Raw genomic sequence first — 24,465 nt, 5'->3', positions numbered from 1 at the left:
TCACATGTGCGGCAAATGTACAGATCATGAGATATCAGCTGATGGCTGTTTTTGTCCTCCTCCAGGCAAACTGTTACGGGATGTCAGCGCACAAATTCATATTTAATGTCTCCGCCGCTCTGACTGGTTCCGGTTTCTGTTTTGATATAAAATCCTTTCCCAAGGGTATATCGAGTATTGAAACTTCCTGATTCTTTAAGCAGATTTCTGCCATAGCTCACATAAAATCGTGGAGTTAGCCATGTCCCGATAATTAAGGATACTTCATCAAATGAATCACCTGTATCGACCTTGATGTCGTCTATATGCAATAACTCTTTGGAATCACGCATCAAGTCAGCAAGTTCTCCGAATCCGGCCTTGGTGGCCAGCTCGCCTATTATTCCAGTATCTTCTCTGGATTCACCACCTGCTGAGGTACCGGTGAGCAACTTGGCAAGGATTTCATATTGTTCCATATATGGCGTTGAATACAGACGTATTTCAGGACTCTGAAGAAAACCACCGACATTTACGCCCACAGTGGTTCCGTTGTCACGTTTTTCCGAGTGAACCTCAAGGCCTGGATTATCAAGGGGATTTCCTGTGAAAATAAGGCGGCCTACGTCGATATCCAGTCGTTTACCGTATAGGGTAAATGTACCGTTTTCTACTCGCACAACGCCATTTCCAATGGGCAGCGAATTAGGCCGATCAGCAATTTCCAACTGCCCCCGTATTTTTCCCCGAAGCCCATAGGCATCAATGGAAACATCATCACCGGCTATTATCTTGATATTGGCATACAATGGCCAGCTATCATTTGCGGTTGGTGCAGATTCATCGACAATGACAACATCCTTGGAAGGCCGAATGGGAGTATTCTCTTCATTTTGTGAAATTTCAGCAAAAGGAATATGTATATCTCCATGAACCTGCAATTCTTCAGGAGAGAGTAAAAATATGAGCGTAGGTGAAATTTCAGCTTTTACATAGGAATGGCGAACAGCTTCAAAATCTTTTCCCTGTACACGAATTGTAATGGGTTGCTGCCAACCATTTACAGGAGAGAACGAGCCTGTAACGGTTATATCACCTTTACCTGAATGGGCCTGAGCTGACAGCTCGACCTCCTTCATATCCCCTGTCACAGAGGCAACAACAGGATCAAGAGTGATACCCAAAGGAACAATGTCCGCAACTCCATTTTCAAGACCGAGCTGCCCGGATACTAAAGGGTCAGCCAGGGTCCCTTCCAGGTGAAGCTCCCCCTGCAGAGTGCCTTGTAAAATCGCGTACCCTTCAGTGATCGGATTAATCACTGAAATATCGTGCAAAGACACAATAATCTGTCCATTAAGCAGAGTATCCGCCGGCTTGAAATTACCGGGGTCAAAATTGTTTAAGAGCAGTTTGCCTTTGAGGGAATCATCGTTCTGAAAATGAATATCAAGGTCCGCAATCAACTGTTTTTCAATAAATTCCAACCTGCTAATCGCGCCAACCTCTCTGAAAATTTCAATTTCATCGGCCATAAAGCCTGTAAGGTTCGCCTTTTCTGAAAACAGTTCCATTTGTGCTTGCTCTAAGACAGAACCTTTACCCTTGAAAGAACCCTTCCCAACAAGAGCGCCTTCAAGTGGGATAGGTCTGTCAAGTACCTCTTCTACGTTACGTAAAGAAAGGTGAAGTTGTTGCAATTCAACCTGCCATGCAGCAAGGGTGCTGTCTGCTGTCAGACAAATTCTGTCCTGCTCTTCACTTGCAAGACAGAAGGGGGCAACATGACTTGCTTCGGTAGAGAGCATAAATTCTGTTTCTCTCGAGAGTTGCCATGCACCAAAGTTTTTATCAGTGATATGAAAGGAGCGGATATTTCCTTTCACAGCTGTATCTTTATACTGTCCCTGAAGTACAATTTCTCCATTAGACACATCGTTATTGAAAGAAAGATCCAAAACTGAATTCCCATGCACCCCCTGCAGTTTACATTGAACGATATCCAGGTGATAATCGTTCATATTCATATCTCTAATATGTAAAGTTCCTGAAAAATCCTCTTGGGAAAAAGGGGTACCCTTGGCAGCCAACTGTAATGATTGTATTTGTAATTCAGAATAGGCTATTTCGTTACCTGATGCCTGCACATCAATGAGTGGCTGATGCATGCTGCCCTGCATGTTGCCCTTTATGTGCAGTCTACCGTGTATACCGGGCCAAAGTTCATTCAGGTTTTGAGATTGCAGTGTAACATCCAGATTTGTTTGCCCATTTAGACTTCCCTGCACCGTAACATGGGTATCACCACTGTACAGATGTGCCTGATGAACGTCAATTTGATTACCTTTGATACTCACAGCAGCAGAAGCATCAACAGGAAAATTTCGCAAAACACCCCTGAGCTCACTCAGAGATATCTCTGAAGTCAACAGTTGTTTGGCATACGAACCAGACAGAGCAAGTTTTCCATGGAGGTTACCTGGCCACTGAGCAAACCATATACCGGGGTCGATGGATTCACCATTTACAACAATATCCCAGCGAAGTCCTTTCTCCCATTGCAGACTTCCTGTTCCGGAAAACTCTGTATTTTCCTGACGGGCACGACAGGAGGAAACGTGTAACCCCGTTGCATCCAACTCAAAAGTGCCGGTTATATCCGTAGCATTGAGGACATCCCCATAGGTAACAGATGTGTCGAAGTCTGCCTGGAAAGCCTTAAAGGTTCCATAGCCGTTCCAGTCCAGTTCATGCAGTTCTACAGCCGGCCAGTCAGCGTTTATATTCTGTAAAGAAATATCTTTGCCAATGGCCTGGAGCTTCCACGTATTCTCCTGAAGTTCACTGAATACGATTTCACCTTCCATATCCATTTTAACTGGCAGTTCCAGGCTGGTTTGCGCCTTCAGCAAGGCAAAGTCTCCTGTTACAGAGCCGGTTCCCTGGAGATACCCAATTCCAGGCACATCAGTTGAGTATGCCCCCGTGACTTCCAGAGGAAATTTTTTCCATAATTCTATCTGACCGGTTAAGGTAACTGAAACGTCAGCATACACCCCTTCCAGGTGGGTAAAGGTGATTTTCTCATTGTGCCATTCAGCTTGGCTGAAGGCCGCTTTACGCAAAATAAAATATGGTTCTGTTTCGTCGGTGTTATACAGTACCAGGGAGTTCATGGACGCCTTATCCACTTGTAATACAAAAGGCAGCGCAAGGTGAGTGTCGGAAGGTTCTTCTGTTTCTTCAGAAACAATAACCATGTCTCCGATATGTACTGCTGTGACTTTGGGAGAAAGAGAAAATAAGCTGGAAAGTACAGGTTCCAGACTCACCGTTGAAATGGTAACATCCACATCTTTCCAGTGATAATGCACATTTTCAAAAACACTTTTATTCAGTAGAGTTCCATGGATGGCAGAGGCTTCCAGAGTCCCCGGTGCAATACAAGAGGCGACTGTATACAGAATGCGCAAACCTGGGGTCGTGGTACTGCCGAGTACCAGTAGCACCCCGATCAACAGCAGAATATAGAGACATGTTCTCAGTACAATTCTTCTCAAAAGTCTGCACCTAATGTAAAATGCACTCTCCAATTATTACCATCATCCAGGGTCCTGGCCACATCAAAGCGCAGTTGCCCGAACGAGGCGTACCAGCGAAGACCTGCTCCAGCGCCATGTTTCATTTCCAGGTGGTCCCATTCGTTGGTGGCTGTACCGCTGTCAAGAAACATGGCAACGCCCCAGGTGTCTGACAATTGTCGCTCAATTTCAGCAGAATAGGTCAACAGGTATTTACCACCTATGATATTGCCTTCACTGTCTTCAGGACCTATACGCTTGTAGCCGTATCCACGAACGCTTTGGTCTCCACCTGCATAAAATCGAAGTGTAGGGGGAAGATCGTAAAACGTATCAGCAATGGTAGCTCCAGCTTTACCAAAACCAATGAAACGGTATCGATCTAAAAAACGTAAAATAATTTTAGAACTGACTGATCCCTGAATAAAAGTGGTATCAGATAAAAAATTTTTGTTGCCACCACAGAATTCTGCTGTGACACTTAATCCCTGATTGGCTTTAATACGATTATCAACCCATCTCCACGAAATTTTAGCCCCAGGCGCAAGAACAGCACTTTGTCCATCTTCACCGCCTATTGTATAATCTTCATCGATATAACGGAGATATATACTATATTCACCGTTTTTACGAAGGTGATCATAGCTTACTGCCGTTGACAGGCTTTCTGTATCAGTATTGTCATAGTTTTCATTTTCCCATTTACCCAATACTGTAACCCGCTCTTTATTGGGATCGCTTATGGGAATAGTGTAGATACCTCCAAAATAACTTTTCCGCTCCGAAGGCTGCCATTGCAGATCAAGTTGATGGCCGTACTTGTTCAAACGATGGTTATACCATTCTAGAGAACCACGAATACCGGTGTCTGTACCGTACCCCATACCGATACCGTAGCGATTTCTTTTGCCGCGTGTCAATGTGATTGTGACCGGTACATTGCCGTCCTGGTCAGCTTTGCTCAGGTCATATTCAACCTCAGCTGTATCAAAGTACTCTGTAGCCAGCAAAGCCTGCCGCATTGTTGTCAGTGCCCTGGGTGAAAAAGGATCTCCCTGCCTGTATCCAGTGATTCTTTTCAGAATACGTTCCTTGATAAAGCCGCATTTATAGGTGATAGCACCAAAATAGTATTGTAACCCGACATCAAGATGTAATGTGATATCAGCAGTTTTATTTCCCTCATTGACAGCTACTTGCTTCTTCTCAAAAAAAGCCTTCTGGAACCCAAGGTCAAGCGTCTTGGTGATGAGCTGCTGTTTGCCCCGGGAATAGACCTGATGATTAAAAATATCACCTGATCTCAATGGAAATTGACTGACAACTTTTTGTATACGTTGATTTTCGCATCCTTTACCAATGCAGTCTATGACAACTGATTGCACAAGAATCGGCTCCCCCTTGTCTATATGAATAAGCACTGTCGTGTGACCATTCTGCTGAGATTGGGAAATCGAAATTTTGGGAGAGTAATAACCGAAAGGCTGAAGCGCATTTCGAATTTTATCAGGCGCATTGCTGAGCAGATTGTCAAGAAGTTCCGGGGTATAATGCTCAGTATATTGAAATTCCTGCAATGACAGTGAGGCAGAAACATTTTGTTGTAATGAATCTTCAAGGCCCTGGATATTAAAGCTGAAATTTTTGATATCCTCAGCTCCATAACCTGTCACACTGAAAATACACACAACCCCTAGGAGTGCCAACGCCAATATACGCATCCCACGGGAGATGATGGATCGCTTTTTCTGTTTAGCTGTCACGAGAAACATAATAGGGTGTGAATAATCGCAACAAAATGATCGGTTCATTTGCATACTGCAGGTGTGCGTTTTGCTGGTACAGCTAAATACTGAATCACAAGCATTTCAGATTCAACCAGGGAAGTCCTTATATCCAACGGAAAAGACACGGTGCAATATACCGTAAAAAAAACTTCATTACTACGCTCTTGACATATCTGAACAAATCAAATCGCAAACTCCACTGTAACCAGGAAGGAATATAGCAGCTTGAGAAGATAAGAAATGGAGATGGTATATAACAAGAGAAAAAAATTGCGCGTATCATCCGGCTGGCATATAGTCCGCTCTTTTTTTTCTGAAACGGGAATATGAGGCCTGCAAGCCGGCCACCTGAACAAGAGCCCTTTCTTATACGTAAGGGTCACGGAAAAATAAATTATCGGATCTTGCTTATATCTCAACTCGGTAACGTCGTCGCCTCAATAGGTCAATACGGCCAATATGTAACCATTGAGGCGACGACGTCACCAAACCGATATACTACGCAATTTTTGGATATTTATTATTTTCCGCGCCCCTAATAGCAAATAGAATGAAAGCCTGAGAGATACTAAAATATGCCAGATACTACTCGAATAGTAAAGCCCGGCCATAAAGAGGGTACTGTACTTACTGAAGATAATCAGCTCCTTATCCCACCAGATAACTGGGCTTTTTTACCTGCTGGCGATGGACCGCTGACTAGAAATGTGAAAAAAAGAGGTCCGCACTGGCAGGTTCAGGTTAAGAAGAGAAAAAGGGACATCTCTATGGGAATATGGATACAAAAAGAGCACATTACAGCAGGACAGAAAGAAATTGAAGAGAAACGTAATGCTCCTGAATACAGCAAACGCAGAGAAGCTGAGCAAAAACGCAGGCAGAAAAAGCATGAAGCATATGTTGAAGAATTTTATCAGGCCACCCTTGACTACCTTCGGTTTCCTGCCCAACATGCACCAATCGCAGAAAAATTAGCCCTGGCCGTAACTAAACATGCCACGCCTGTGGGATCTGGAACAGTCGCCAGGACTTCCAGGCTACCCATTGAGCGCAAGGTTGCGGCTGCTGTTATTGCCTGGATGCGACATCAAACAACCCTGTATGACAGTATGCGCATAGCTCGCATCAAAGGGAAGAGAAGAGAGGTTCGTAGGGAACTTGCTGAAAAATCACAGCAAGTGCTCAACAGATATCGTAAAGGTGAGTCTGTGAGTATTGATTGTCCACTTCTGGTGGCCTTGACCAAACAGGACTAATCCGTCATTCTCAAAACTTTTCGAGTTGTTGTTCATCAACTTGATATGAGGCATAAAAAATCAAGCGGCCACGTTGGGTACGTGGCCGCTTGATATACAATTTATTCTGTAAATTTAATCAGTTCATCACAGTATGAATCAAGGGCTTTGACCATATTTTCCTTATCTTCCTCTGTGGGTGCTCCCTGCCATTCGTAAAAACTGAGCAGGTCCCAACCTGATTTTTCAATTTTGGATTGAAAGTCACGTTGTGCTCCACCTACCCAGCCATAAGAGCCATAACGAAAAACCTTCTTATTGGTGACTTTTTTCACCAGCAATTCTTCTATAACGTGGGACATAGGCGGAAAGACCTTGTACTCATAGGTAGGCATTCCGAAAATCAGGCCGGCGGACTTCCAGGCACTTGCAAGAATATAGCCGATATCGTCACCGGGTACCTGGTAGACATGTACCGGTATCTGCCGTTTTTTCAGCGTTTCAACAACCAGGTTCATCATGGACTTGGTATTACCGTACATACTTGAGCAGACCAGAGTGACTTCTCTCTCTGCCGGTCCTTTGCTGTACTCAGCGTAGCGTTTGTAATGATCAATAATGACACCGGGATTGTCTCTCCAGATGATACCATGGGAGGGGCAGATTACCTTTATGTCCAACCCTGAAAGTTTGGTAAGTCCCTTGAGGACAAAAGGAGAAAATGTCGCCACGATATTTGCATAATAGCGCAACGCTTCCTTTTCAAAAAACTGATGTTTTTCCTGAGATAGCTGGTCGTCGAAGATGGTATCATCTTCAACCTTTCCATATGACCCAAACGCATCACAGGCAAAAAGAATCCCGCGTTTCTTTTCATAGGTCATCATAGTCTCTGGCCAGTGAATATTTGGGGTATCAAAAAACTGGAGTTCATAATCACCAATTTCCAAAGTCATGCCATCTGTAATGGCAATGGCCCTTTCTGGCGGAACATCGCCAAAAGCTTGGAGTAAAGGAATTGCCTTTTTGGTGCAATAAATAACACCTTTGCTGTTTTTCTTACAAAACTCACGCAACCAGCCGGAATGATCAGGCTCCATGTGGTTAACGACTATGATGTCAATATCTTCGACTGTCAGGGATGCGTCTTCCATCTGTTCAGCAATTGCTTTAGGGAAGTCCATAATATCCTGGGTCAAATCGATGAGCACATTCTTTTCCCCTTTGATCAGGTAGCTGTTAATGCTGATTCCATTTGGAATAGGCCAAATTCCTTCAAAGAGGTAGTTCTCATCTTCAATATTGACTGCAAGACGATAGATATCGTCAACCACTTTTTGTACTTTCATTCTGCCAACACTCCTTAATAAATTCCCTTTTCATGGTAAGTATCCATCCAGTCAAAGGGTTTTGGTGAAAAACTGATTTACACAACATTGCGGTGGTGCAAAAACGTAACCACATAGATTTCGGATTTCTCAACGACACATTATATACGCCAGAAAGAGAGGACTGCACTGTGACATAGTGAGATTTGATTACAGGTGATCATTCTCGGAGCAATCCCCTTGCACAGTCTTGAATCCGAACGAACTCATGTAGAGAATAAAAATAGAACAGAATAGCTATTTGTATAGTGCAAAATACACACACAAGATCGATTTTTGTTCAACTCGATATGAGTTCTGCAACATCACTGAATGCTTTTTTACCTGAATAAAGACACGGGATAGGGGAGATAACATAATCAGGAAAAGATTTAACAACAGTGTCTTTTTCTGGCATTCAATTTATACCCCAAACAGTTTTGTGTCATTTTTGCTCCACCTTTGCTTTGCAGGGGCCATAATGGGACACGGCATCGCTGGTAATACTTCTTGTTTCTCCTTAATTTTATCGGTACATTGATGAGGTACAGGACACGTTCCACAATCATTTAAGTTGCACACTGTATTAATTATGCATATCCGATGTATCATTGTTGATGATGAAGCCCCAGCCCGCGATGAATTACGCTTCTTGCTTTCCGCCTATGAGGGAATAGACATCATTGATGAAGCTGATTCTGCTACAGCAGCCATAGCTAAAATTGAAGAGCTGAAACCGGATCTTGTTTTTCTGGATATTCAAATGCCGGGCCGCAATGGTTTCGAGGTCATCAAAGCACTCGCATCTGAGACAGCCCCAAAGCCACATTATGTATTTGCTACAGCCTTTGATAATTACGCCATACAGGCATTTGAAGCCAGTGCGGTAGATTATATTCTGAAACCGTTGTCTTCCCGCCGCCTTGCGCAAACCCTGGAAAAAGTCAGAACTCTTATTGCCCAGAAAAATAACAGCTTTATTGAACAACAGTTGCAAGTTCTGCTGGACAAAGTATCTCCACCGGTCAGAGAACTGATTAAAATTTCCGTTGAAAAGAAAGGCAAAATGCGACTGCTTTCGCCCGAAGAGATAGTCTTCTGCAGCTATGCGGACAATCATATCCTTGTCCACACCTCCAACGAAGCACTGCCAATTCATGGCATCACTACCATGGATAAGCTGGAAGAGCATCTTGCCGGCTCGTCTTTTTTCCGCGTCCACCGTGCAATTCTCGTGAATCTCAACGCTATCAAAGAATTCAGCCCCTGGTTTCATGGTAAATATAATCTCATCATGGATGATCGTTTTGCGACAGAACTGGCAGTCAGCCGTTCCCGGGTCAGAGAGTTCAAAATGAAACTTGGGCTCTGATGTTCATCCTGATTTTTCAGTTTTTTCATGCATGTATTTCACGCAAGTTTGATTCAATGACTATTACAGCCCTCATCACCCTGTTGCTCAAACACGTTGGTCTGCTGATTGCCGGTGCCTTTGTCGTACTGACACTCTCCCCTGTCCAGGAGCTGAATTTTCGTCGTGACTCCGCATATAACCGAGTTTTTCTGATTATTTTTTTCGGTTTTATCGGAATACTCGGCACATATAGTGGGAATGCCATATTTAATTCCATTGCCAACCTACGGGCCATGGCCGTTATAACAGCCGGTCTTTTTGGCGGCCCGGTTGTTGGTTTTGGCGCGGGCTTCATAGCAGGTGCCCATCGATTTCTCATTGACCCATGGGGATTCAGCACCCTCGCCTGTTCCCTGGCCACTGTTCTCGAAGGGATTCTCGCAGGGCTCGTCCATGCTTATCTTAAAGACAGGTCCATGGATTGGAGAATTGCCTTTATTCTGACTTTTGCTGCGGAAATAATGCACATGGGGTTAGTGCTGTTGTTCTCCCGGCCCATAGATGATGCCAGAGAACTGGTTCATGTCATTGCCTGGCCCATGATTATTGGCAACAGTCTGGGGGCGACTTTATTTGTACATGTCCTGAACACCCTTAAAGGATATCGGGAACGTCGAGACTCAGACCAGACCCAGAAAATTTTTGACATTGCAAATACTACTGTGGGTTACCTGCGTGCAGGATTAAATGTTGAAAGTGCCAAGGCCATGGCACAGGTCATTTATGATAAACTGCCGGTGGTCGCGGTCTCTGTAACCGACGCAACCCATGTTCTTGCCCATGTAGGAGAGGGAAACGACCATCACCTGCCGGAAAATCCCATTTCCACGCGGGCTACAGGGCGGGTGATTGACTCAGGTTCAGCTATATTCCTTAAACAGAAAGAACTCATTGGATGTCAGCATGAAGACTGCCCTTTCCATTCTGCGATTATTGTTCCCCTTAAAAAAAGTGGGAAAATTGTAGGGACAGTAAAATTTTACGGTTCAGCAACAGTTGCGTTGAATACCATTCTTTTTGAGGTTGCCCGAGGCCTGGCAGATCTGTTTTCCATTCAACTTGAACTTGAAGACATTCAGATTAAAGATAAGTTACTTGCCCATGCCGAAATACGACATCTCCAGGCACAGATCAATCCACATTTTCTTTTTAATTCACTGAATACCATCGCTTCATTCTGTCGCACAGCCCCAGACAAAGCCAGAGAACTTATCCTCGACTTGTCTTTTTACATGCGCCAGAACCTTGATTCCAGTCGTGGTTTTATTTCCCTTGCCGATGAACTGGAGCAGATACACGCCTACCTCGCCATAGAGAAGGCGCGTTTTGGTGAACTCATAAAGGTCGATATACAGGTTGAACCAGGTTGTGAACAGTGGCCGATCCCTTCACTTATCATTCAGCCATTGATTGAAAATGCCATCAAACATGGCTTGAAAGTCCGTGAAAGTGGAGGGACCGTAGGCATGAATATTCAAAATCTTCACAATGAATTACACGTCACTGTCCAGGATAATGGAGCAGGAATATCAGAAAAAGTCCTGGAAACACTGCTCGATCGCCGGGAAATGGATTCCAGCACATGTGGTATTGGTTTACGCAACTCCCATTTCAGACTCGAACACATCTATGGACCACAATACGGTATACATATAGAAAGTTTCCCGAACAAGGGAACAACCATTTCTTTTTGTATTCCTCATAGACAAGATTTGCTTACCGCCACCTGAAACGTTAGAGAGAAATCCTTAGCGATAAAGAGTGTTAGCCTGTAACTCTTTACTATTTTTCAATATTTTTTATTACTGCAGAGAAATCTTCCTCACCATACCCGTTTTGCTTAGCCCTGATGTAAGCGTTGTTTGCCGCACTACTTGTGTGGAGAGGCTGATTGTGTGCATCTCCTAATAACAAGGCCAGGCGCATATCTTTCTGCATATGCTTCAAAGGAAATGCGGTGGCAAACATCCCCTCGGTCATACGAGGGCCTTTAAGCTGGAACATCGGATTATTGATCGCCCCCTGTGCAATAACATCAATAATATCGTTTGGCTGAAGTCCAACTTTTTGCCCAAGCGAAAGCCCCTCGGCAAATGCGGTCATCATAGTCCCCATGACCATATTAATGATTAATTTCATCTGGGCACCCTGCCCGATTAAGGGAAAATAAAAGGATTTTTTTCCCATTACATCCAAGGCTTCCTGAGCATCGCTATACAGGGATTCATCACCTGAGCAGAGAAAAACCAATGTTCCATCTTCTGCCGGTTGCTTGCTACCCGAAACCGGAGCTTCAAGGTATCTGCCACCTTTATTCTGTATTGCTTTGTAAACTGTGGAAGCAGTGTCAGGGTCGACAGTTGAAACATCAATATACGATTTTCCTTCAGTAATTCCTTCAAGAACCCCACCCTTCTCAAAACATAGAGAAAGGGCAGCCTCAGGATCTGAGACCATCCCAAAAGTTATGTCGCATCCTGCAACAACAGCTGCAGCAGATTCTCCCTGTTTGGCCCCCAGTTCAACCAAAGGGGCACATTTTGTGTTTGTTCTGTTCCATACTGTCACATCAAAACCAGCTTGAATCAGGTTGGTGGCCATAGCTGTACCCATAATACCAAGGCCAAGAAATCCATATGTACTCATAGGTTTATCCTCTACAATTATGGTTAAGAAGCCGCCCGCTTTTAAAAAGAAATACACTCCTCTGCATTGACATGATTGAATACCCCCATGTTAATATCCAAGAGATAAAAGACAAACATATCAATAGGGTTAATCACCTATGCTACACAGTCAACAGCAAGTAATCATAGATCCACCAAGATTGGATAATTTATTTTTTCAGTGACCCTTACCCAAGCAGGGACAGGCAACTAACATTGACAGTGTCTGGGATAACGGCCTATTATTAGGAGAGAAACAAAATTCTTATCCTGAAATAAAGGAGGAAGAAATATGTCGCTAACTATTAAGAGGGTTCAATATTTTTATGTAACACTGCCAGATCAACCCGGAGAGGCCTATACGTTGCTGAATATGCTCGCTGACAGGGGAATAAATCAACTGGCGTTTTCCGCAGTCCCTATTGGTCCCAATTCTACACAGTTGGCCCTTTTCCCAGAGGAACCAGCGAAATTGATCCGTGAGGCAGAACTGTCAGGAATGAATATGGACGGTCCACATCATGCTTTACTTATTCAGGGGGACGATGAGTTAGGGGCTCTGGCAAAGTTGCATCAGCAATTGTATGAAGCAAATATTAATGTTTATGCTACCAGTGGGGTAACCGATGGAAGAGGAAGTTATGGTTACCTTATTTATGTTAAAGCAGATGATTACGATAGAGCTGCTGAAGCCCTAGGAGTGTAATCACACTGGTTCATATTATTGATTATACGCAAAGAAAAACAAGTTACCCTGTATGTTTTTTGAGCACGGGTAGCATTGAAAATTTATATAGAGCAGCGTTGCTGCTCTTTTAAAGGTCCAATTGTAAAATATAACATCCAATTTTGCCTGTTCTTCGGGCAGCCAAATTGTTGCGTCAACAGCCTGTATGTTGCCATTGAACGTTATTCACATTCTTATCTTCGCTTCGGTTTTTTCAGGCTTTTTCTCGAGATGATCATAGCGATGGTTCGCCATCTTTGCAAAACGCAGTAAAATTTCTGCCAGATCTGAATGGTCCCAAATGGCAGTATATTTCTCAAGCTGACATATCGCATCACTTAAAAGATACGGGGGACTGTGACCTGGCTGCAATTGAATATCATCATAGGTTGGCATAAAATCATCAGAAAACACTCTACCAAGCAACTCCTGCATAGCATAGCTGAAAAATTTTTTTACATCTTCAGTGGATTCAGCAAGGTTCATGTTTTTTCTGAATTTTGGAAGGATGTCATTCTCAATTTTTGTATACGACATTTGCTTCGTCATACGCCTACCCTCCTGTATATATTTCACCTGTATCAGCAACCCGTAAACTTGTTTTTATAACCAGTTACGTATATTGTAAGAGATCAGGAGAAATTGGCAATGACAGACACCATCTTTTCAACAAAGAACATCTCCGCCTGATGCATTTCAACGCTATCTGTGCGCATTTTAACCCTGCGTTTATACCTCTCAGCTACAAATAATGGTTGTCTCAACCTGCTTGCTTTATTTTCAGTGGTCATATTGATAAGCAATGCCACGTTTCTCTGCAGGCAACTCGAAGGTGTATTCTGGCAGATAACAGACACTATATCTCTGATATGTACACCATTCTCCTACATGAAGGACACAGCAAATCGAGTTACCGCAGGTTAAGCCATTACACAAAAGGAGGTTGTCCCATGGCGTTTTTTTTTACCTGTGTCGGGTTACTTATACTCGGCTATTTTACCTACGGCGTTTTTGTCGAAAAAATTTTTGGAATTGATGCCAATAGAAAAACACCATGTATGGTGCAGGAAGATGGTGTGGATTATATATCCATGCCGACGTGGAAGGTATTTTTTATCCAGCTTCTTGATATTGCTGGTCTGGGACCGATATTTGGTCCAATTCTCGGAGCATTGTATGGTCCTTCGGCTCTGATCTGGATTGTGGTGGGCAGTATCTTTGCCGGAGGTGTGCACGATTATTTCAGTGGCATGCTTTCCATTCGCAGCGGGGGGAAATCCATACCAGAAGTTGTTGGAGATAACATGGGTATGACAGCTCGGCAGGTGCTACGTATATTTTCTATTATTCTCCTCATGCTTGTAGGCGTTGTCTTTATTCTTGGCCCAGCAAAACTGCTGAGTAATCTGACCGGATTCAATGTACAGTTGTTGATAGGTTGTATTTTTTTCTATTACTTCATTGCAACTGTGCTTCCCATCGATAAGATTATAGGTCGGTTATATCCTGTTTTTGGCGCATTGCTACTCTTTATGACCATCGGTATCATGGGAGGGCTGATTTATCACGGCTATGATATTCTTCCAAATCTGGATTTCGCCACCAATACTCATCCTGGTAATAAAGCTATCTGGCCACTTCTTTTTATCACCCTGTCCTGCGGTGCTATCAGTGGATTTCATTCAACCCAATCCCCACTTATGGCACGATGCATTCGTAACGAGAACCATGGGCGTCAGGTCTTTTATGGTTCAATGATCATTGAAGGCATCATTGCTCTTATCTGGGCCACCGTAGGTATGAGCTTTTACAGTGGCCCTGAAGCCATGAATGCTGTTATTGCATCAGGAACACCGTCTGCAGTTGTTAATGAAGCATGTAACACATTACTTGGCCCACTTGGCGGATTCCTTGCAATAATGGGCGTGGTTATCCTGCCTATCTCCAGCGGTGATACAGCCTTCCGTTCCACTCGTCTCATTATTGCTGAAACTTTTAAAATGGATCAGTCTAAAATTGCAAAACGTCTGCTGATTGCCATTCCCCTTTTTATCATTGCCTTTCTCATCACCCAGGTTGATTTCAAAATCATCTGGCGCTATTTTGGCTGGTCCAACCAGATGCTTTCCATGCTGGTTCTGTGGAGTGCAGCTATCTACCTGGCCAAGAAGAACAAACTGCACTGGATATGCTCCATTCCTGCCACCTTTATGACCGCGGTTGATGCTGCGTTTATCCTCCAGGCAAAAATCGGATTTGGTCTGCCTGCCATGCCTTCCAATATTGCCAGCGTAGTAATCGCCTTTGCAGTATTCGTTATATTTTTGATCTATGCTCGTCCTGAAGAAACTCTAGCAGATGATCCGCAACCTGAAAGTATATAACGAGGTTATACTGCTCGTTGTTATATTGCTGTAAAAAAGGCAGAATATCCCCTTTGCAGACAGGCAGAAAGGGGATATAAAAACAGCCCTGTTTCCCATGTCGTTCCATGGAAAACAGGGCTGTTTTATAAGGTGATGATAACAGTTACTTGGAGAGATAACTGTGGATGGCGCCTGCAGCGATTTTTCCCTGCCCCATTGCGCTGATAACTGTAGCAGCACCGGAAACGATATCGCCTGCTGCAAAAACTCCTGGTTTTGAAGTCATCATAGTCTCTTCATTGGCAAGAATGGTGCCCCATTTACTTGTTTGAATTTCAGGAGATGTCTGCGGCACCAGGGGATTTGGCTTGTTACCTATGGCAATGATAACCGTGTCAGCAGGTACAATAAATTCACTCCCCTCCACAGGTACAGGGCGTCTTCTTCCGGAGGAATCCGGCTCACCAAGCTCCATTTGCAAACATTCAACACCTGTAACCTGATTGTTTTCATCGGTGACAATGCGAACCGGATTGGTCAGTAGATGAAAGTTAACGCCTTCCTCTTCAGCATGATGTATTTCTTCTCCCCTGGCTGGCATCTCCTCCCTGCTTCGACGATACACAATGGTAGATTCTGCCCCCATACGTAAAGCAGTTCGTGCGGCATCCATGGCCACATTTCCCCCTCCAACAGTTACAGCCCGATGAGCCTGCACCGGAGAGGTGGCAAATCGAGGGAAATCAATGGCTCGCATCAGATTTGCCCTGGTAAGAAATTCATTGGCTGAAAATACGCCTGTGGCATTCTCACCTTCAATTCCGAGAAAGGAAGGCAGGCCAGCACCGGTTCCAATAAATACAGCGTCAAAGCCCATTGCAAGTAGCTGATCAACCGTTTCACTTTTGCCGATTACATAGTCTGTATGGATGGTGACCCCTTGATTTTTTAGACTATTGATCTCATACTGCACAATTTCTTTTGGGAGTCTGAATTGGGGAATGCCGTACATCAAGACACCTCCAGCCAGATGCAGGGCCTCATACATGACAACCTCATGCCCTCGGCTTACCAGTTCACCTGCTACGGTTATACCTGCTGGTCCGGCACCCACCACCGCTATTTTTTTACCGGTTGGAGATGCATGCCTGTTCTCAGGAACACCATTATTCTGGCGGGCATAATCAGCAGCAAAACGTTCCAAGCGGCCAATGGCTACGGGTTCGCCTTTTTTACCGAGAATACAACGCGATTCACATTGACTTTCCTGGGGACAGACCCGTCCGCAAACAGCAGGTAGTGCTGTATACTCTTTGAGCTTTCCAAGAGCCTGAACAAAACGCCCTTCTGCAATCTCTTTGATAAATGCTGGTATGTTAATATTGACCGGACATCCCTGCACACAACCAGGTTTCTTGCATTGAATACATCTGGAAGCCTCAAGCATGGCAACTTCCTCACTATATCCCCGTGGTACTTCTTCAAAATTCGTTCGGCGACGACGGGGATCCTGTTCCGGCATGGGCTGACGGGGTATTTTCACCCTGCCTTTTGCTTTTTGAGGTACTTCAGATACGGATTCGTTGGTTGATTTCATCAAAAACTCCGCAAGTTAGTATCTTTAAAAAAATGGCCAGTCTGTTCAGGACTGACATGCAACGTATCGTTTTATACAGCCTGCATAACGATACGTTGCATGAACCTCTCCTGGAATCAGACAGGGAAACCATTTTTTAGAGCATACATTAATCGTTTTTTCGGCCACACCCGCACCCACCGGAATGGGAATGCATGAGGGCATTTAAATCCACAGTCTGGGGAAGCGCCTGAACTTCCTGACGTCGATAAGCAGAACGACGTAAGGCCAGTTCATCCCAATCTACGCTGTGGCCATCAAATATCGGGCCATCAACGCATGCGAATTGGGTCTGATTATCAATGGACACACGACAGGCGCCACACATGCCAGTACCATCGACCATAATGGGGTTTAAAGCGACCTGGGTGGGAATGTTCAGGGATTTGGTAAGCTTCGTGACCATGCGCATCATAAACGTACAGCCAATAATGACACATTGATCAATCTGTTCCTGTTTAGAAATAGCTGACACAATTTCCGCTATTCCTCCGTGAATCCCGAGGCTACCGTCTTTAGTGCCGACAAGGAGATGGTCACACACCTCAGCCAGTTCATCCTGGCGATACAGCAGATAGGACGATGCTGCCTCAATTGCACAGATCACTCTATTGCCGGCCTCCTTGAAGGCCCTGGCCAGAGGATATATGGCGCCTATGCCATAACAGCCTCCGCCAAGAAAGACAGTACCTGTATTTTCTATGGTCATGGGTAACCCGAGAGGACCGCTCACATGGGCGATGTGTTCGCCTGCGCGAAGCGATGCGAGTTCTCGGCTGGAGCGACCGACCTCCTCAATGACCAGGGAAATGGTTCCTTGTTCCTTATCCCAGTCGACCAGTGTAAAAGGAGAGCGTTCAGAAGTTTCCCGTGCCATGAGAATTGCAAATTGACCGGGCTGGGCAAACCTGGCAACCTGCGGGGCCTCTATGGTAAGAAAATGCATATTGGGTACAATCTCCTGTTTTTCAAGGAGGGCAAATCCTTTCTTACGTCCGTCGCCTGCATCGTTGGCAAGTGTTACCGGTACATCGAAAGCAGCAAGGCTTGGAACAATATCAGCTACGTAATGCCCTCTGAAACGAGTAACTATTTCGCGGCTGTTTTCACGCGGATCTTTTTCCAATGCAGCTGGTGGCGCATCATTGTCTACTAACCGTGTAACAGCATCAAGTACATCAAATTCAAAACCCTCTTTGCCAAGGCTTTGAGCAAGTGAACAGACAATCTGCCATTCCGGCCGGGCATCCCCAGGAGCTTGTGAACATTGACGCAATTGTTTCACTGTTCCATCGGCAGAGCGATAAGAGCCCTGGGTTTCGCAAAGAACTGCAGCAGGAAGTACGGCCTGTGCCGTTTCCAGTAATTCTGACTCCATGCAGTCAATGACCAGTGAAAAAGCAGTCTTGTTCAGAATTTCCTTGCTGATGAAAAAGCCGTTGGTAACCACGGCCTTGACTTTACCCTGTTCAATGGATGCCGCCAGCTCTTGAATTTTGGGATCATCAGGGCCAGCTTCTGTAGTACAGGAAAGTAGCAGACCTTGAACACTGGAAGCAAGTCGAGCATACAGGTACCTCTCTTCCCTGGAAGTGGTTTCACTGATCAGGAACACGGTTGTGCCATTGGCGTCGAGCAGTCCTTGAGAGATTGTTTGATATGCATAATCCCAGTCAACAGGAATGAGATCATCTCCTTCACGTACCAGCGGCCGAGTAATCCGTTTACTGGAGCTGAGAATCTGAGCAGCACCAAAACGGCCTAACAGACACAAACGATCTTCCTTATCAAACCCTGGCATGGTATAGGCCTGCAACTGTCCGTCTTTACTTTGTGCCTGCACTGAACACCCCTGGGGACATAACTGACAGGTTGTTGCCACACTCTGATCAGGTTTACCCTGCCAGCGGGCAAAACGGTCTGTCAGGGTACCGGTGGGGCAAATATCGACACAGGCACCGCAGAAGACGCATCCAGAATCCAGATGACTTTTGTCAAATGCCGTACCAATTCTTGCCCATTTCCCTCGATGTATAATGTTTATTGCAGGTTTGCCGTGAATTTTCTCACAAATCCTCCAGCACCTGCCGCAAAGCACACAGAGGTTATAATCTCTGTCCATAAACGGATCGTCACGCTCCAGCTTATGCGCAGAATATATGGTTGGAAGATCTAATTCATTCAGACCTGAGTCAAGAGCCATTTCACGCAGTTCACACTCATCCCTGTTTGCACAAAAACCACACCTGGTGGTGCGGGCGGCTTTAGTTGCCTGAGGACGTTCCTCCTCGCATAATTCACGATGGGGACATTTCAGACAGCTGTTAGGATGCCCTGAAAACATCAATTCAAGAGTACAGTTCCGTAAGGTGCTTAACTGCTCGGACTGTGTTGTAACCTGCATGCCAGGCGTAACCGGAGTCGTACAGGAAGTTGGAAAGCCACGCACCCCTTCTATTTCCACCACACACATACGACAGGCTCCGTAAGGACTCAAATCTTTGTGGTCGCATATGGTGGGTATGGAAAGACCTGCTTTACGGGCAGCCTGGAGAACTGTAGTGCCTTCCTGAACCTCGATATCGAGGCCATCTATGGTCAAACTGATTATACTCATTTCATCTCCTTGATACACACGAGCGCTTCATCACTGTCAGCTGACGAGCACTGCCTCAAATTTACAGGCATCTCTACAGGAACCGCAACAGATACAGGTCTGCTGATCAATAGCATGCGGTTCTTTCCTTGTTCCGCTGATGGCATCTACAGGACACGCACGGGAACATGCCCCGCAACCGGTACACTGTGCTGCATCAATGGAAAAATGAATCAATGATCTGCAGGCTCCAGCCGGGCATTTTAAATTGTCAATGTGTTCTAGGTATTCATCCTCATAATGGGTCAGAGTGGTCAGTACTGGATTTGCCGCTGTCTGACCGAGTCCGCACAGCGAACCGTTTTTCATGGTTGCGCCAATCTTTCGTAACGTATCCAGATGTTCAGGTTTACCTTTTCCCTGGGTTATATCAGTAAGGATGTTAAGCAGATGTTGGGTCCCCATACGGCAAGGCACACACTTCCCACAGGATTCATTTTCCGTAAATGTCAGAAAATAGCGGGCCATATCGACCATACAGGATGCTTCATCAATAACAATCATACCGCCGGACCCCATAATAGATCCGACCTCTGCAAGATGCTCATAGTCCACGGGAAGATCAATGTACTGTGCGGGGATACATCCACCGGACGGGCCCCCTGTCTGCACAGCCTTGAACGTCTTTCCATCCAATACTCCACCGCCAATATCTTCGATAATTGTTCGCAAAGATATGCCCATGGGTACTTCTATAAGTCCGGTACGCGTAATTTTGCCTGCCAGGGCGAATGTTTTTGTACCCCGGCTCTTTTCAGTACCATATCCTGCATACCAGGCTGCGCCTTTTTCCATGATGGCAGATACCGCAGCCAGTGTTTCCACATTATTAATATTTGTAGGCTTTTCAAATAAACCGGAAACAGCAGGAAACGGTGGTTTTGATCTGGGCATCCCACGTTTCCCTTCAATGGACTGCATAAGGGACGTTTCTTCACCACAGACAAAAGCTCCTGCGCCCTTTTTGATTTTGATGCTGAATGAAAAGTTTGAGCCAAGAATATTTGCACCAAGCAAACCTTTTTCATGCATCTGGACTATGGCCTGCTGCAGCCGTTCAATGGCAAGAGGGTACTCAGCCCGACAGTAGACGTAGCCAGTATCAGCTCCGATGGCATATCCGGCAACGAGCAAGCCTTCAAGGACAGCATGGGGATCACCCTCAAGTACGGAACGATCCATAAAAGCACCCGGGTCGCCCTCATCTGCGTTACAGATTACATATTTCCGATCACTTTCAGTACGCCGGGCAAAACTCCATTTCATGCCAGTGGGAAATCCTGCACCTCCTCGACCACGTAAACCGGACTGCTGAATTTCTTCAATCACCTGATCTGCTGACATCTGCAAGGCTCTGGCTAAACCACTATAACCGCCACGTGCGATGTAATGTTCAACATTGGTCGGGTCGATAATACCACAGTTTCGTAACACAATACGAACCTGCGATTGCATGATTTCCAGATCTGAAAATGCTGGAATGCTCGTATCTGTTTCGCTCTGAGTACATGCCATGGCAAGGGGTTCATATATTCCGCCCTGAACAAGCTGTGCATCTATCAGATCAGCCACGCGCCTGGGTTCCACGCTTTGATATAGAATACGCCTGCCATCTTTTCCCTGTATTTCGACAAGCACTTCAGCGTAACAAAGGCCAAGACAGCCCACTTCATAAATGTCTGTTTCCGCCAGAAGATGTCGATTGGCAAGCTCTTCTCTGAACTTCTCAATAACTTCCTGGGAGCCGGCTGCCCTGCCACAGGTTGCAGAGCCAACAAGGATACGAAACCGGTCGGGACGATCAAATAATTCCCACTCTGTTTTTGCCTGCTGTTGTATGGTCTGGAAACTCATTCTTCTTCCTCAATGAGCTTTTGTGTTTTGTTGCCTGTCATGCGTCCATGAACCTTATCGTCAACCACAACAACAGGAGCCAAGGCACATGAACCAAAACAGGCAACCCTCTCCAGACTGTAAGACCCGTCTTCGCTTGTCTGGCCTGGTTTAATACCGATACTGCGCTCCACAGCTTCCAAAATGTGATCGCTTCCACGGACATGGCAAGCTGTTCCTTCGCACACTTTAATATGATGCAAACCTGGAGGAACAAAACGAAACTGGGCATAAAATGTAGCTACGCCATATACATCGTTTTCAGAAAGATCCAGGTGATCTGCAACAGCACGTACGGCTTCAGGAGAAAGAAATTGAAAACGTTCCTGCACTTCCTGCAGTAACGGAATCAGATTTTCCCTTTCCTTGCCATACTCTGCCAGTAAAGAAATAAGAGATGAATCTGTTGATTGTCCCGGCATAGGTCACTCCTCTATATTCTCAAAATAATACAGATCTTACGTAAAATAAAAAACATCTGCATTATCAGCACGTTGAACCATAACACTTAAACGGCGCAATTCTTCCCGATAATTTCGGTAGATCTTTGAAACCATTACAACGTTACATCGCTGAAATGCAGTGAAGAGAGCTTCTACAGGTCAAACGATACGGCATTGATGGTGGTCTGGATGGATGTCTGAAATCTAGCCAGTATTTCTCACATTGGCATATTTGCTGTAATACATAAGCCACCGGGTATGAAAACCGTAATAGCTATGTGTGCACATTAACTATGCTGATACAGCAAAATGCACTCACCCTAAAAGCTGACTTTTTTGAATATGAAAAAACGACCCTTCACGTAGACAACATGCCATGGACACGCAATCTGTTTGCATAATTTTCAAAAAAGCATGAGAGATGCGGGCTAAAAGGGGAAAAATCTGGGACAAACTACCAAGGAATCCAAAATTCAACAAGAAGCAAAATACCTGTATATAAAAAATGATTCGGTTTTGAATCGTACAAGGCTGCCTGAATAGCTTTCTGATAAGTTGAAATCCGATGGAGTTATAGGATTGAAATTTTTAAGGATAATTAAGTATAAGCTAAAAAAATAGCGAAAATATCTGCTTAGTCGTGAAATAGGTGGATATCAGCAGAACAGCCCTTTCATTACTCAAAAACACCTGTAGCTGTTTCCAAAAATTTTTGCACCTGATCCAACTCAGCATGACTTACCTCCAAAACCTTCGCTTCAGGCTGGTGAAGCAAAAGGAGCGAAGGGTTATGCACCAGCCCGATTCCCATAGCATGGCAGATATGGTTTGCCATACGTACTAGAACAAGGGTGTAGTTTTGAGCATCGAACTCTTCATGATGATGATCTCGAGCTATTACAGCAAAGACTTCTGGAAGTTGTATGTTCTGCAGCAGGTTAGCTCCATATTTCATATGCAGTTTCTGCATGGCTTCAATAACAAGATCTTGCGGAACGACAAGTGCCTTATTTTTTCGTTTCTTTTCATCAATTACCCTCAAAATGATTAATTTGCCTATATCATGAAATAATCCGGCTGAAAAAGCCTGATTCTGCATTACCCCGAAATCAAGGCTCTGGGAAAGCATTCCGGCTGCAAAGGCGCACCCAAGGGAATGCTGCCATAATTTTTTCATAAGTATATTTAGTTTAGGATCCCTGGAGCGAAACATTTTTTGATTGATATCAGTAAAAACAATCCTGCCAACCTCTGACAGTCCCAACCGAACAACTGCGGCCTTTGTATTGGTTACAGGAGAAAATCCTCTGTACATTGCTGAATTGGCGATTTTGATAACATTTCCAGAAAGCGCCTGATCACCACTTATAAGCTTGGAAACTTTCTGGAGATCCGGATCCTTTTTTACGAGTTCCTGCTGAACCCGTAATAAGACGGGACTGAATGCAGGCAAACTGAGCTGTTCGGAGGAGATCAATCGATCTAATGTAGATAAAAAGGTGTTCTGGTTCCCCATGCAGTACTTCCTGAAGAGATAATTGATGGTCCCTGGTAAATTCGATCTGAAAAGCGTATATCCCTCCCAGCTCTATCCAATGATTAATATAACGCCTATCAACACATGATGATTTTCGTCTGAAAGCAGATAAGCGAAGATTCCGAGGTGTCTTCAAGATTTTCCCATAGGCATATGCCTGATATTGGAGTCTTCGCTACCTCCGAGGATAAAATTTTAAAAGACAACAAAGCTATCGGGGAAAAAGAGCTTTCTCCGACAGATTCCTAGCATAATTTTTTCCAGCTCTCACAACCTTCACACCCGGTTTCTGTATTCAGAATAGCGCAAAACACAAAGAAATTCGAGAATTCTGAGAGTAGAGAAAAAACTCTGTGGCAGAGAGGCTTCTTTGCCAGAGGAAAATTCTAAATCCAAACAGTTCCTTTTACAGTCAAAATGGATACAACAATTTCACTGATCTAACTACTCAACGGCTAGACGGATAACCTTGAAGGTCTTCAGAATGTATAACTGATTACAGATTGCCTGTGGCGTTCGTAGAAGATCAAATCATACGTAAACCAGCATACTCGTGGCAAAATTAAGTGCGCTACATGCAGTTACCCTTGTATTTGTTATACGTTTTTCATTTTGCCCACGAGAAGCCCAAAGGCCTCAACCTGTTTCCAATCAGTAAAATCAATCACTGCCTGAGGGGTGGTAGGCCCTTTTGTCATCCACATTATTAACCTTATCATCTGCCTGTCCCAAAAACGATATCTAGGATAATCTAACTTTCCAGCGAAGACTGCTAACTCCTGCGGTACCCACTGAATTTGCTTTAGAAACTTTTGTACATATGGATTTGTTTCAGGTTGGCTTTTCTCTGGCTTGCGGGCAACTAGATTTACCGAAAAGAAGGCGCTCTGTTTGTTTTCCAGAATGCCCTGATATTTTTTCACAAATCTATAAACCTGAACACCATGTTTTCCGTAGCGGATACTTGCCCCAACAACTATTTTATCAAATAAATTCAGGTTAATATTGGCCTCATCTCTAATAGAAGCCATTGTTACTCGATGACCTTGCTGTTCGCTCAACTGCCGAATTCGAAGAGCAATATCAAATGTATGTCCGTCTGTTGTTGCATAAACAATCAAGATTTCAGACATTCGCCTCCTTTCGTTTCGTTCTGTTAATTTCCAATTTACTCAATA

At 44.6% G+C, this 24,465-nt stretch carries 17 protein-coding genes; 5 read left to right on the top strand and 12 right to left on the bottom strand.

Features of this window, described 5'->3' with window-relative positions:
• Window positions 1–83: 83 nt before the first annotated feature.
• On the bottom strand, window positions 84–3,539 hold the full coding sequence (locus tag G493_RS0102220; RefSeq protein WP_028579055.1) for a translocation/assembly module TamB domain-containing protein: 3,456 nt from the start codon (window positions 3,537–3,539) through the stop codon (window positions 84–86).
• A complete protein-coding gene (locus G493_RS0102215; RefSeq protein ID WP_161629779.1) occupies window positions 3,536–5,371 on the bottom strand; it encodes an autotransporter assembly complex protein TamA in 1,836 nt (611 codons plus the stop codon). The genes G493_RS0102220 and G493_RS0102215 overlap by 4 nt, the downstream gene beginning before the upstream one ends.
• A gap of 551 nt (window positions 5,372–5,922) precedes the next feature.
• On the opposite strand from G493_RS0102215, the gene G493_RS0102210 reads away from it, so the two are divergent.
• Window positions 5,923–6,603: a DUF2293 domain-containing protein gene (locus tag G493_RS0102210; protein ID WP_028579053.1), complete on the top strand. Its 681-nt coding sequence runs from the start codon at window positions 5,923–5,925 to the stop codon at window positions 6,601–6,603.
• Between the two features lie 101 nt (window positions 6,604–6,704).
• Here G493_RS0102210 and G493_RS0102205 read toward each other — a convergent pair whose 3' ends face one another.
• Entirely contained in the window at window positions 6,705–7,931 is a 1,227-nt protein-coding gene (locus G493_RS0102205) for an FprA family A-type flavoprotein (RefSeq protein WP_028579052.1), read from the bottom strand.
• A gap of 610 nt (window positions 7,932–8,541) precedes the next feature.
• On the opposite strand from G493_RS0102205, the gene G493_RS0102195 reads away from it, so the two are divergent.
• Together G493_RS0102195 and G493_RS0102190 are read left to right on the top strand one after the other, a co-directional pair.
• Window positions 8,542–9,321, top strand: a complete 780-nt coding sequence (locus G493_RS0102195) for a LytR/AlgR family response regulator transcription factor (protein ID WP_028579051.1) — start codon at window positions 8,542–8,544, stop codon at window positions 9,319–9,321.
• Between the two features lie 56 nt (window positions 9,322–9,377).
• Window positions 9,378–11,093, top strand: coding sequence for a LytS/YhcK type 5TM receptor domain-containing protein (locus tag G493_RS0102190; protein WP_028579050.1), 1,716 nt, complete (start codon window positions 9,378–9,380; stop codon window positions 11,091–11,093).
• 52 nt (window positions 11,094–11,145) lie between these two features.
• Here the strand turns inward: G493_RS0102190 and G493_RS0102185 are convergent, their stop codons facing one another.
• On the bottom strand, window positions 11,146–12,009 hold the full coding sequence (locus G493_RS0102185; protein WP_028579049.1) for an NAD(P)-dependent oxidoreductase: 864 nt from the start codon (window positions 12,007–12,009) through the stop codon (window positions 11,146–11,148).
• Window positions 12,010–12,321: 312 nt separating this feature from the next.
• On the opposite strand from G493_RS0102185, the gene G493_RS0102180 reads away from it, so the two are divergent.
• Window positions 12,322–12,735: a hypothetical protein gene (locus tag G493_RS0102180; protein ID WP_028579048.1), complete on the top strand. Its 414-nt coding sequence runs from the start codon at window positions 12,322–12,324 to the stop codon at window positions 12,733–12,735.
• Between the two features lie 207 nt (window positions 12,736–12,942).
• Here the strand turns inward: G493_RS0102180 and G493_RS0102175 are convergent, their stop codons facing one another.
• Together G493_RS0102175 and G493_RS33295 are read right to left on the bottom strand one after the other, a co-directional pair.
• Window positions 12,943–13,305, bottom strand: a complete 363-nt coding sequence (locus tag G493_RS0102175; protein ID WP_028579047.1) for a hypothetical protein — start codon at window positions 13,303–13,305, stop codon at window positions 12,943–12,945.
• An 83-nt stretch (window positions 13,306–13,388) separates the two neighbouring features.
• On the bottom strand, window positions 13,389–13,565 hold the full coding sequence (locus tag G493_RS33295) for a hypothetical protein (RefSeq protein WP_153306411.1): 177 nt from the start codon (window positions 13,563–13,565) through the stop codon (window positions 13,389–13,391).
• A gap of 141 nt (window positions 13,566–13,706) precedes the next feature.
• Between G493_RS33295 and G493_RS0102165 the strand changes: the two genes are divergently transcribed.
• Window positions 13,707–15,140 (top strand): carbon starvation CstA family protein, encoded by a 1,434-nt coding sequence (locus G493_RS0102165; RefSeq protein ID WP_028579046.1) that lies wholly within the window; start codon window positions 13,707–13,709, stop codon window positions 15,138–15,140.
• Between the two features lie 145 nt (window positions 15,141–15,285).
• Here the strand turns inward: G493_RS0102165 and gltA are convergent, their stop codons facing one another.
• The 6 genes from gltA to hemG all read right to left on the bottom strand — a co-directional run bounded on the left by gltA (window position 15,286) and on the right by hemG (window position 24,420).
• Window positions 15,286–16,719, bottom strand: coding sequence for an NADPH-dependent glutamate synthase (gltA, locus tag G493_RS0102160; protein ID WP_051308946.1), 1,434 nt, complete (start codon window positions 16,717–16,719; stop codon window positions 15,286–15,288).
• 148 nt (window positions 16,720–16,867) lie between these two features.
• Entirely contained in the window at window positions 16,868–19,375 is a 2,508-nt protein-coding gene (locus G493_RS31685) for a sulfide/dihydroorotate dehydrogenase-like FAD/NAD-binding protein (RefSeq protein WP_051308945.1), read from the bottom strand.
• 36 nt (window positions 19,376–19,411) lie between these two features.
• Window positions 19,412–21,268, bottom strand: coding sequence for an NADH-quinone oxidoreductase subunit NuoF (gene nuoF / locus G493_RS0102145; RefSeq protein ID WP_028579044.1), 1,857 nt, complete (start codon window positions 21,266–21,268; stop codon window positions 19,412–19,414).
• Window positions 21,265–21,729 carry an NADH-quinone oxidoreductase subunit NuoE gene (gene nuoE / locus G493_RS0102140; RefSeq protein ID WP_084813383.1) on the bottom strand — a complete coding sequence of 155 codons (465 nt, stop codon included), beginning with the start codon at window positions 21,727–21,729 and terminating at the stop codon, window positions 21,265–21,267. The genes nuoF and nuoE overlap by 4 nt, the downstream gene beginning before the upstream one ends.
• Window positions 21,730–22,426: 697 nt before the next feature.
• On the bottom strand, window positions 22,427–23,266 hold the full coding sequence (locus G493_RS0102130) for an HDOD domain-containing protein (RefSeq protein WP_028579042.1): 840 nt from the start codon (window positions 23,264–23,266) through the stop codon (window positions 22,427–22,429).
• 617 nt (window positions 23,267–23,883) lie between these two features.
• Window positions 23,884–24,420: a menaquinone-dependent protoporphyrinogen IX dehydrogenase gene (gene hemG / locus G493_RS0102125; protein WP_028579041.1), complete on the bottom strand. Its 537-nt coding sequence runs from the start codon at window positions 24,418–24,420 to the stop codon at window positions 23,884–23,886.
• Window positions 24,421–24,465: the final 45 nt, after the last annotated feature.

The sequence above is a fragment of the Desulfogranum japonicum DSM 18378 genome, assembly GCF_000429945.1.
Classification (GTDB): Bacteria; Desulfobacterota; Desulfobulbia; order Desulfobulbales; family Desulfobulbaceae; genus Desulfogranum; species Desulfogranum japonicum.
This window is presented reverse-complemented; position numbering and strand designations above follow the sequence as displayed.